Here is a 10,352-nt window from a genome sequence, read left to right as displayed (position 1 = left end):
TGGAACCACCTGATCCCATCCCGAACTCAGCAGTGAAACGATGCATCGCCGATGGTAGTGTGGGGTTTCCCCATGTGAGAGTAGGTCATCGTCAAGATTAAATTCCGAAACCCCAATTGCGAAAGCAGTTGGGGTTTTGTTTTGGGCGTAGAAAAAGACGAGATCAATCAAGCACAAATTGCTCAGTTATTTTCGCCCCAGAACACTAGAATAGGTCCAACTTTTTCAGAGTCAGAGCACTTATGCCGGATTCGGTTGACGCCAAAGGGCTGTCAGAATTACCACTGGAAAATCTGGTCGCCTGTCATGAGTGCGACCTGCTAATGCGTAAGCCCGATCTTGCCCATGGCGAAAAAGCCCTGTGCCCGCGCTGTGGCTACGAGCTTTACGCCCATCGGCACAACGTCGTGCAGCGTAGTCTCGCGTTGGTATTTACCGCTCTGCTGTTGTACATCCCGGCGAACTTTTTACCCATCATGCAGCTCAATCTCCTCGGGCAATCGTCGAATGACACCGTCTGGAGTGGGGTTGTTGCGCTTTTTGATACGGGGATGCAAAGCGTTTCAGTGATTGTGTTCCTGTGCAGCATGGGCATCCCGCTGCTCAAGCTGCTGTGCCAATTGGTCGTATTGTTGAGTATCCGTTTCGATATCGGACGTAGCTACGGCTTGTTGCTCTATCGCATTTATCACCACATACGCGAATGGGGGATGCTTGAGGTTTACCTCATGGGCGTATTGGTTGCGATCGTAAAACTGGCAGATATGGCAGCAATCACCATAGGCCTGGGGTTGGCGTGCTTCATAGGTTTGTTGCTGGTTCAGGTCTGGCTGGAGGTCGTCATGTCGCCTCACCAGATCTGGCAAGCGTTATCAGGAGAGGATGCCCATGCGGGCGATTGATGCAGGCATTCTGATTTGCAAAGAATGTCATGAATTGAACAGGCAGGAAGCTGATACCGATGAGCAGGTCTGTACGCGCTGCGGAGCGTTGGTGCATGCCCGCACCCCCAACAGTCTGGTGCGGACCTGGGCTTTGCTGATCACCGCCGCCATTCTTTACATACCGGCCAATCTGTTGCCGATCATGACCATCAACTCTTTGGGCAAAGGTGCTCCCAGTACGATCATGGCGGGGGTAATCGATTTGGTGCACTACGGCATGGTCCCTATTGCCGCCGTGGTGTTTATCGCCAGTATTGTGGTGCCCACGTTCAAGCTGGTGGGGATCGCGTTGCTGCTGTTTTCCGTGCAGCGCCGCCAACCACTTTCAGCGCGTCAGCGCATCTGGATGTACCGCTTTATTGAATTCATCGGCCGCTGGTCGATGCTTGATATCTTTGTGATCGCCATCCTGGTGGCGGTCGTGAATTTCGGGAGGCTTGCCAGTATCGAAGCCAATCTTGGCGCAGTCGCTTTCGCCAGTGTGGTGATTTTGACGATGCTTGCCGCGGTAACTTTTGATCCCCGACTGATTTGGGATAACACGGAGTCGGACGACGACCATGAGTGATTTGCCTGTAGCGAAAACCCGACCGGCCTCGAACTGGTCTGCCATCTGGGTATTGCCTTTGATTGCCTTGATCATTGGCGGCTGGCTCGGTTGGCGTGCCTATAACGAAACCGGCATCATGATTCAGGTGCGCTTTGAAAGTGGAGAGGGCATTCAGGCCAACAAGACTGAGGTTGTCTATAAAGGCATGTCGGTCGGTAAGGTCAAAAGTCTCAAGCTCGATGACGAGGGCAACTCGAAGGGTGTGATCGCCAGCGTCGAAATGAACAAGGATGTGGAACAGTATCTGCGTACTGGCACCCGTTTCTGGCTGATCAAACCGAGTGTGACCCTGGCCGGTATCACGGGTCTGGAAACGCTGGTTTCGGGTAACTATGTTGCGGTCAGTCCGGGAGAGGGCGAGTCGATCCGCAAGTTCAAGGCTCTGGCAGAGGAACCGCCGCTCTCTGATGCGCAGCCCGGCCTGCATCTGACCATCAAGGCTGATCGCCTGGGTTCGTTGAACCGTGGCAGCCCGGTGTTCTACAAGCAGATCAAGGTTGGGGAGATCAAGAGCTATATCCTTTCTGAAGACCAGAGCACCGTTGAGCTCAAGGTATTCATTGAGCCGACCTACGCCAAACTGGTGCGCAAACACACCCGTTTCTGGAACGCCAGTGGCGTCAGCATCGATGCCAGCCTGTCGGGCGTGAAGATACGCAGTGAATCCTTGGCCAGTATCGTCGCCGGTGGTATTGCGTTCGCAACGCCGGAGAACCGCAAGGACAGCCCGCCCACCGATCCGAGTCTGCCATTCAGACTCTTTGAAGACTTCGATGCGGCAGCGGCTGGTATTCGAATCAAGGTCAAGCTCACCGATTTCGACGGCCTGCAGGCCGGTCGTACGCCGGTGATGTACAAAGGCATCCAGGTTGGCAATCTCAAGGCACTGAAGGTTGATCCTGATCTGTCCGGGGCTACCGCCGAATTGACGATGGATCCGTTGGCCGAAGATTACCTGGTGGACGGCACGCAATTCTGGGTGGTCAAACCGTCGATTTCCCTGGCGGGGATTACCGGCCTGGAAGCACTGGTCAAAGGTAACTACATCGCTGTGCGTCCTGGTGACAAGGGCGCAGCTCCGCAACGCGAATTCGTCGCGCGGCCCAAGGCGCCGCCACTGGATCTGCGCGCACCTGGCTTGCACCTCGTGTTGTTCACCGAAAACCTCGGCTCGCTGGAAGTCGGTAGCCCGGTTCTCTACAAGCAGGTCAAGGTCGGTTCGGTCCAGAGCTACCAGTTCTCGAGAACCAAAAAGCAGCTGATTATTGGTGTGCACATCGAGAAGGAATACGAGGAACTGGTCAACGGCTCGACACGCTTCTGGAATGCCAGCGGTATTACGCTCAAGGGCGGGCTGAATGGGGTTGAGGTTAAAAGTGAGTCGCTACAGAGTCTGATGGCTGGCGGTATCGCTTTCGAGACGCCGGAAGCCAAGGCGCCATTGCAGAAACGTATTCCTCGTTTCCGTCTATTCCCCAATCATGAAGACGCCACACAGAAGGGGGAGGTCGTCACGATCAAAGTGGAACGCGCTGATGGTTTGCGTACCGGCACGCCGATTCGCTTCAAAGGCCTGGATGTCGGCAAGATTGAAGATGTCGACCTGAGTGATGATTTGCAGTCAGTGCTGCTGACCGCTCGTATCACTGAAGTGCCGGAGCGCATCGCTCGGGTTGGTAGTCAGTTCTGGGTGGTCAAGCCTGAACTGGGACTGATCAAGACGTCCAACCTAGAGACACTGGTGACCGGGCAATACATTGAAGTACAGCCTGCTGCCAAGAATCTTGGACCGCAGAAGACCTTCGTGGCACTGCCCACTCCACCTGAAACTGCCAAACAGGAAGCCGGTTTGAGCCTGGTGTTGAGCGCCCCGCGCCGTGGATCCCTCAAGGCCGGTGTGCCGGTCACCTACCGTGAAATCACTGTAGGCAAAGTGGTCGGATATGAGTTGGGCCAAACCGCTGATCGTGTGTTGATCCGTATCCTGATCGAACCGAAGTACGCGCCGTTGGTACGCACGGGTACGCGCTTCTGGAACACCAGTGGATTTGACTTCGATGTCGGCCTGTTCAGAGGCGCTACGGTGCGCACTGAATCCCTGGAAACGATCATTCAGGGCGGTGTTGCCTTTGCCACGCCAGACGGCGAGAACATGGGCAATCAGGCACTGCCCGAGCAAACGTTCGCGCTGTTTGACAAGTTCGAAGACGAATGGCTGACCTGGGCGCCGAAGATCAGACTGGGTAAATGACAGGAAATGGATAGGGCGTCTGTAATGACGCCATCTCGAGCGAGCTCGCTCCCACAAGATCCAGTGGTGTTTGTTTCACCGCAAATCCTGTAGGAGCGAGCTTGCTCGCGATAGGGCCTTAAAGGTCACCGATACCGTTAAAAGATACCCATGAAAAAGGCCGCGATCCAAAATGGATCGCGGCCTTTTTACTGCCTTCGATTCAAGCCTCAGACTGCATCCAGCTCCGGTTCATTCGCTTGCTCATTGACCGTTGCCTTCACTTGATCGTGACGACGAATGTACTTCCAGTCTGCCTCATCGATGTAGATGCCGGCCGGGCCGCTACCGCCTTCCAGGTCGATGGCGACACTGGCACAGACTTGCGGCTTCACGCTCGCCAGGATCGGCACGAAGCCCAGTTGCAGGCTGGTTTCCAGCAGGGCGGCCTGGTTCTTCTCGTCGATGTCTGCTGCCTCATCGAGGTAGTACGGCAGACGCACGCGGCCGGCGAGGTCACGGTCCATCAAGTGCAGCAACAAGTACATGTTGGTCAGCGCCTTGATGGTCATCGTGGTGCCGTTGGACGCGGCGCCGTCGATGTCGGTGTGGATCACCGGCTGACCGTTGACCTTGGTGATTTCGAACGCCAGTTCAAACAGATCCTTGAGACCGAGCTGGTTGTGATTGGCGGCCACGAGACGCGCCAGGTATTCCTTGGCCTCTTCGTTCTTGTTGTCCTGCTCGGCGCTTTGGCTGAGGTCGAAGACGGACAGGGTTTCACCTTCTTCGTACTGACCGGCACTGTGGATGATCTGGTCGATGTGCTTGAGCGCTTCCTTGTTCGGCGCGAGGACGATGCGGAAGCTTTGCAGGTTGGACACCTGACGCTTGTTGATCTCGCGGTTAAACAGCGCCAGTTGGTGCTCAAGGCTGTCGTAGTCGCTGCGGATGTTGCGCAGGGTCCGGGCGATGTCCGTCACGGCGGCACGGCGTGCCTTGCCGAGGGTCAGGGCTTCGTCGGTGCGGTGCGCGTAAGCGTTGATCAACAGAGACAGACGGCGCTCCATGTCGTCTTCGCTGTCGAACTTGGCCACGCCCTTGAGGCGCACCTGAGCGTACAGCGCTTCGATCTGGCCGTCGGCGCGCAGCAGGCCTTGCCAGCTGTCCTGATAGTCGTTGAGCAACGGCAGCAGGTTGTCCATCGAATCGTCGATCGGGTCCATGAACGGTGTGCCGAACGGCAGATCCGCCGGCAACAGCTGACGGCGACGCAGGGCGTCGTCGAGGGTGCGTTGCTTGGCTTCCATGTCGCCGATCTGCCGGCCGACCAATTGCAGCTTGGCCGACAGTTGCTGGACGCGTTCGGTGAAGGCGTCACTGGAACGCTTCAGTTCGTCCTGCGCGGCTTCCATTTGCGCCAGTTGTTCGAGCTTGTCACCTTCCTCGGCGCTCAGTGTTTGCGCGCGACGGAAGTCTTCCAACGCCTTCTGCGCATCCAGCACTTGCTGGTACAGCGCTTCGGTCTGGGTCTTGCTCGCAGCGCGGTCGGCGGCGACGGCTTGCTGGGTCTTGAGTTGCTTGAGTTCTTTGTCCAGACGCTCTTTCTGATCGCGCAGTGCGGCACGGTCCGCCAGGGCTTGCAAGGCTGGCGGTTCGATGTTCGAGATGTCGATGGACAGCCCCGGTACTTCGAAACGCTCACCTTTGAAGCCGTCGAGGATCAGTTCCACGGACTTCACCCAGTCGCCGTTCTCGTCGAGGGTGATGCCGTGTTCGCCCAATGGCAGGCTGAACAGCGCGCTGTTGAACAAGCGCATTAGACGCTCGACGTCTTGCTGCGAGAACTCTTCACGCAGGCGGGCGTAGCTGTTGTTGTCGGCGTGATCGAGTTGCTGTTTGACCGACTTCAAGCGCTTTTCCAGGTCGCGCAGACGCTCTTCGAGGTCTTCGGCGCTGAACTGACGGGACTGTGCCAATGCACCGGCCAGTTCGTCGTGAGCGTCCTTGGCGGCCAGCAGTTGCTGTTCCAGCACCTTGACGTCATCGACCAGGGCAAAGCGATGCTTGAGCACCGACAGTTCGCCGAGCCAGCGCTGGATGCCGGTGATTTCCCGTTCCAGGCGCATCAGCTCCTGAGTGCCGCCGCGCTGATCGTTTTGCAGGGCGTCCTGCTCGTTGCGGTAGTGTTCGGACTGAATGGTCAGTTCTTCCTTGCGCGCACTGGCGTAGTCCGACCAGGTGCCGAGCAAGGAGTCGAGCAGGGGAGAGATCCGGTGCAATTTGCCGCGCAGAATGTCGCGTTGCTTGACGCCGTTGGCCAGTGCTTCGACCAATGGGCCGGCAGCAACCAGCGAGTTGTAGTCCTGCTCCATGCGTCGTACATCGCGGAAGGCTTCTTCGCACGCGGCAATGTAATCGACGCTACCGGAGCGCAGGCTGTGCTCGAAGGCATCGAGGAACAATTGCTTAAGCTTGGCCGCAGTGATTTCGCGCATGTGCAGCAGGTTGATGAACAGCGCGCGGAAAGTCTTCAGGCTTTGCTCGCTGGTGGAGCGCAGCGGAATCAGCGTCAGGTCCAGCGGGATCGACGTGTGTCCGCCGACCAGCAAACGGCGCAGTTCGTCCGGCTTGAGTTCGTAGGCTTTCAGGCCTTCGCGCTCAAGGTTGGTGAACAGTTCTTTCTGACGCAGGCAGGTATCGTTCTTTTGGTAGTGAGCCAAATCGAGTTTGCCGGCGTAAGCGAAGAACTGGTGACCGAAACCACCACCCGGGCCGCGCCCGACCACGCCGATCACGTGCGGGCCGTGGGGCAGGTTCACTTCAACGAGGATGTAGCTGGTGTCCGAGGCGAAGTAGAAGCGCCGGGACTGTTCCAGGCTGTACTTGCCGAAACTCATGTCCGACATGCGCGCCAGGATCGGGAACTGCAAGGCGTTGATCGAGGCGGATTTGCCGAGGTTGTTCGCACCGTATACCGACAGCGGTTCTTCCAGCGGGAACAGACCAAGGCTGTAACCGGCGGTGTTCAGAAGGGCAAAGCGGCGGATGCCGTAACGTTCCTTGCTCATGCGTCGAGCTCCTGTTCTTCGGCGATGGCCCGGGCCAGCGCGTCTTCTTCGCTTTCACCTTCGAATTCACTGAGGTCGAGCGGATCGTCGGTCTGCAGCAGTTTTTCGTCGCTGTCTTCATCGATCAGCACCGGCACCGGCAGCGGCAATACGCTGTGCAGGCTGGCCGCCAGATCTCGGTCCTGTTGAACCGACAGGCACACATCGAGGAAACGGTGCATGGGCGGCAGGAAACGGTAGATGCCGTTTTCTTCGCCCGCGAAGCCGAGTTGGGTCATGCGGCGCATGATTTTTTCTTCGAGTTCTTCGACGGTCTGCACTTCAGCCTGGATGAACAGGTCGCGATACTTATCCAGCAACGACGGCAATTCATCGCGGCCGAGGCTGCCACCGTCGAGCACTGTGATCGGGTCGCGGCCCTGATCGGCCAGGTGTTCGACGAGGATGAAGGTGAACAGGGCCAGACGCTGGGCGGTCTTGTTCACCGCAGCGGCGGCGAGGTCCGGCACGAAGTAGTAGAAACCGCGGGTATCGCAGACCAGTTCAAAGCCCAGGGCCTTGAACAGCGTGCGGTATTGGTCCTGAAAGTTCGACAACTGTGCGTACAGTTCCGGATCGCGGCGGCTGACGTGATAACCCTTGAACAGCTCGCGAAAAATCGGTGCCAGATGGGACAGTTCGGATAGATCAAGATGCATAGGGAGTGCTCGCAGAATCCTCGACGGCGGTGTCGCCAGCCGAGAGCAGGGCGAAGGAGCGCAGGCTGACCTGGTGCTCGTGTGTGAAGTAGTCGCGACGTTCCAGGCGCTCGCGCTTGAAGCGTTTTTCCCGGGACAGGCGCGAGAACCAGTACAGCAATTCGTCGGTGGCGCCGTCCGGTTCCTGCTCCAGCAGCCAGGTCATCAGGTCCGGCATCGGCAGGGCATCTTCGCAGCGTTCGAGCATTTCCCGAACCGTGCGCGGTGCGCGGGGCGCTTCGCCTTTCTGGGTCTTGTGGGCCTTTGGGAAACGCGCCGGTTTCGGTTCGAAACGGGCCAGGGCGTAAACGTAGGCTTCGACCTGACTGGCGCTGCCGAGGAAAGTGCTCTGCGGGCGCGTGAACATCGGCATGGCCGCATGCGGTACGGCGTCGATGCCTTTGCGCCGGATCATCGACAGGGCCAGTGCGGCGCCACGGGTCACGGCGTTGTGGCGACGCGCTTCTTCACGCAGCGGCAGCAGCAATTCGCGGGCATGACGCAGGGTCAACTGGGCGCTGGTCTGCATTTCGAGGATGCGCGCGTGGGTGCGCAGCAGCATGTCATCGTCGACCAGGTGGCCGAGACGTTGCTGCTCGCTGAGCATCTTCAGCAGCACGGTTTCGACCTTGCGCACGCCTTGTTCGAAGGCGCCGTCGGCGTTCACCAGATCAATCATCGGCTCGACGTATTCGTCCCAGGTCGCCAGGACTTCAGCGTAACGCTGGCGCAAGGGAATCTGCCGGTCGCTGGTTTTCGCCCTTTCGGCGACGGCCACCAGCGCCTGTTCGTCGTTATCGAGTTTTTTCAGTACATCGCGCACCCGCATGTCGAGCAGGCGCAACTGGCGCGCCAGGTCGTTGCCATCGCGGATATCGAACGCGTCCTGGATATAACCGGCCAGGCGTTCGAGGTGGCGCAAATAGGCCTCGATCTCCAGGCACAGGCCCAAACGGTGTTCACGGCGCAGGTAGGCGAGGAAATCGTGAATCTGCGCATTGAGCTCGAACCGGTTCGGGCTTTTCGCCACGGGAACCAGGATATCGAGGCGAATCCACACGTCCAGCAGGCTGGTGATGTCCTGCGGCGTACTGTCGAGTTGCTGGGCGGCCAACTGTGAACGCAATTCGTTGAGGCTCAGTGTGCCTTGGTCGAAGTGCTCGCACAGTGGCTCCAGAAGTGCCCAGTGTTCAGCGAGGGCGCGCAAGACGCGCTTGGGTTCGATCATCGGAATGGCCGGCTGGTTGGCGATTAAAAGCCGCGATTGTACTGCATTGGGCGCGATGCGATTCACTCTCGGGACAAGCTGTCGCTTTTTGTATCGGTAAAGTCTATCGATCAACAGCGGGCGATCTTGTGCGAACGGCGGTAGAATCAGCGCACTATTAGTTATCCACAAGTGGCCGACCTTTGCTTATCGAGTCCCGCCGTCGCGCTTATTTGAACGCCATGCAGGTGGTCAACTGGCTGCCGCGCACCGAATTGCCCTTTGCCGCGCCGTCGCGGCCCGAGCTGCTGGAGATCGCCGAGCCGCTTGTCGTCGCGTCTGTTGCGCCGGCTCCGGTGGCTGAAACGCCCGTGGCGCCTGCGGTCAAGGCGACCGAGCGGGTGAAGATCGAGGTGCCGCGGCCATCGGCGGCGAGCACGCGCACCGGGGCCAAACCGGTGGAGGAGGCTGAAGCGGCACCGGTCGTGGCCAAGGCGCCGGTCGTACCGCCACCGCGCTTCGCGCTGCAATTGCTGCGGGCCGGGCGTTGCCTGCTGCTGGTCGAGTTACCCACAGGCGAAACGTTCCAGACCCGCGATCCCGCTTATTTGCTGCTCAAAGACATGCTGCGCGCCGCCGGTCTGCCGGACAGCCCGCAGATCGTCGGCGAGCCGATACGCTGGCCACTGCTGGTGCGAGGAACGATGGATCAGGGACCGGAAGCGGCCCGTGACTTTGTGCAGGGGTTTCTCTCGGTGCGGATGGAAGAGGCGCCGTGCGTCTGTTTATGGCTGATCGGCCTGCCCGCTGTACGTTTTGCCGGCGAAACCAATGCCGAGTCGTTCAACCGCGAACTCCAGGTCGAAGGCCTGGGGTCGGTCTGGGCCCTGCCGGGCCTGGAGTTATTAATGGAAGAGCCACAGCGTAAAGCTGATGTCTGGCAAGCCATGCGTCGGCTGATGGCGCGCTGGAAAGAATCGAATGAGTGACGCTGTATCGTTCCGCCCGATGACCGAGGCGGACATGGAAACCGTACTGAAGATCGAATACGCGGCTTACAGCCATCCCTGGACCCGCGGGATTTTTCTCGATGGCCTGGGCAAATATCAGATCTGGTTGATGTATGAGGGCCAGCAGCAGGTGGGCCACGGTGTGGTGCAGATCATCCTTGATGAGGCGCATCTGCTGAACATCACCGTCAAACCGGAAAACCAGGGCCGTGGCCTGGGCCTGACGTTGCTGGAGCATCTGATGTCGATTGCCTACAAGGCCGACGCCCGAGAGTGTTTTCTGGAAGTGCGCGACAGCAATACCGCGGCGTTCAGGCTTTATGAACGGTATGGCTTCAACGAAATCGGCCGTCGCCGGGATTACTACCCGGCGGTGGGCGGGCGCGAAGATGCGGTGGTCATGGCCTGTACTTTGGTGGATTGAATCACCATTGTGGCGAGGGAGCTTGCTCCCGCTGGGCCGCGAAGCGGTCCCCTGTGAGGTTTAGGCAATATTTCTCGCGACTGCTTCGCAGCCGAACGGGAGCAAGCTCCCTCGCCACA

At 58.8% G+C, this 10,352-nt stretch carries 8 protein-coding genes and 1 rRNA gene; 6 read left to right on the top strand and 3 right to left on the bottom strand.

Annotated elements, in window-relative coordinates:
- From rrf to CKW19_RS22935, 4 genes are all read left to right on the top strand, one after another.
- Positions 1 to 97: ribosomal RNA gene (rrf, locus tag CKW19_RS22950) — 5S ribosomal RNA — on the top strand; the annotation flags it as partial.
- A 145-nt stretch (positions 98 to 242) separates the two neighbouring features.
- Entirely contained in the window at positions 243 to 902 is a 660-nt protein-coding gene (locus CKW19_RS22945; protein WP_095060055.1) for a paraquat-inducible protein A, read from the top strand.
- Positions 889 to 1,512, top strand: a complete 624-nt coding sequence (locus CKW19_RS22940) for a paraquat-inducible protein A (RefSeq protein WP_095060053.1) — start codon at positions 889 to 891, stop codon at positions 1,510 to 1,512. Before CKW19_RS22945 ends, CKW19_RS22940 begins: the two co-directional genes overlap by 14 nt.
- Complete coding sequence (locus CKW19_RS22935; RefSeq protein WP_095060051.1) at positions 1,505 to 3,805, top strand: intermembrane transport protein PqiB; 2,301 nt, start codon at positions 1,505 to 1,507, stop codon at positions 3,803 to 3,805. The genes CKW19_RS22940 and CKW19_RS22935 overlap by 8 nt, the downstream gene beginning before the upstream one ends.
- 209 nt (positions 3,806 to 4,014) lie before the next feature.
- On the opposite strand, the gene mksF is transcribed toward CKW19_RS22935, so the two are convergent.
- Genes mksF through mksB form a run of 3 tightly spaced genes read right to left on the bottom strand, consistent with a single transcriptional unit; the run spans position 4,015 to position 8,820 of the window.
- Entirely contained in the window at positions 4,015 to 6,855 is a 2,841-nt protein-coding gene (gene mksF / locus CKW19_RS22930; protein ID WP_095060049.1) for an Mks condensin complex protein MksF, read from the bottom strand.
- The gene (gene mksE / locus CKW19_RS22925) at positions 6,852 to 7,553 is read right to left on the bottom strand and encodes an Mks condensin complex protein MksE (RefSeq protein WP_095060047.1); all 702 of its coding nucleotides are present in this window, start codon (positions 7,551 to 7,553) and stop codon (positions 6,852 to 6,854) included. Before mksE ends, mksF begins: the two co-directional genes overlap by 4 nt.
- Positions 7,543 to 8,820 carry an Mks condensin complex protein MksB gene (gene mksB / locus CKW19_RS22920; RefSeq protein WP_177408844.1) on the bottom strand — a complete coding sequence of 426 codons (1,278 nt, stop codon included), beginning with the start codon at positions 8,818 to 8,820 and terminating at the stop codon, positions 7,543 to 7,545. The genes mksE and mksB overlap by 11 nt, the downstream gene beginning before the upstream one ends.
- A gap of 221 nt (positions 8,821 to 9,041) precedes the next feature.
- Between mksB and CKW19_RS22915 the strand changes: the two genes are divergently transcribed.
- Both CKW19_RS22915 and rimI read left to right on the top strand, forming a co-directional pair.
- The gene (locus CKW19_RS22915; RefSeq protein ID WP_095060043.1) at positions 9,042 to 9,788 is read left to right on the top strand and encodes an energy transducer TonB; all 747 of its coding nucleotides are present in this window, start codon (positions 9,042 to 9,044) and stop codon (positions 9,786 to 9,788) included.
- Positions 9,781 to 10,233: a ribosomal protein S18-alanine N-acetyltransferase gene (gene rimI / locus CKW19_RS22910; protein WP_095060041.1), complete on the top strand. Its 453-nt coding sequence runs from the start codon at positions 9,781 to 9,783 to the stop codon at positions 10,231 to 10,233. Before CKW19_RS22915 ends, rimI begins: the two co-directional genes overlap by 8 nt.
- The last annotated feature ends 119 nt before the right edge of the window (positions 10,234 to 10,352 follow it).

This window comes from Pseudomonas sp. Irchel s3f7, assembly GCF_900187615.1.
GTDB lineage: Bacteria > Pseudomonadota > Gammaproteobacteria > Pseudomonadales > Pseudomonadaceae > Aquipseudomonas.
Note: the sequence above shows the minus strand (reverse complement) of the source record. Positions and strands in the feature narration are given on the sequence as shown.

Bases quoted from the DNA above. Each gene is read 5' to 3' on its own strand.
- mksB (WP_177408844.1), bottom strand. From the start codon at position 8,820: ATGATCGAACCCAAGCGCGTCTTGCGCGCCCTCGCTGAACACTGGGCA.
- mksF (WP_095060049.1), bottom strand. From the start codon at position 6,855: ATGAGCAAGGAACGTTACGGCATCCGCCGCTTTGCCCTTCTGAACACC.
- rimI (WP_095060041.1), top strand. From the start codon at position 9,781: ATGAGTGACGCTGTATCGTTCCGCCCGATGACCGAGGCGGACATGGAA.
- CKW19_RS22915 (WP_095060043.1), top strand. From the start codon at position 9,042: ATGCAGGTGGTCAACTGGCTGCCGCGCACCGAATTGCCCTTTGCCGCG.
- CKW19_RS22940 (WP_095060053.1), top strand. From the start codon at position 889: ATGCGGGCGATTGATGCAGGCATTCTGATTTGCAAAGAATGTCATGAA.
- mksE (WP_095060047.1), bottom strand. From the start codon at position 7,553: ATGCATCTTGATCTATCCGAACTGTCCCATCTGGCACCGATTTTTCGC.
- CKW19_RS22945 (WP_095060055.1), top strand. From the start codon at position 243: ATGCCGGATTCGGTTGACGCCAAAGGGCTGTCAGAATTACCACTGGAA.
- CKW19_RS22935 (WP_095060051.1), top strand. From the start codon at position 1,505: ATGAGTGATTTGCCTGTAGCGAAAACCCGACCGGCCTCGAACTGGTCT.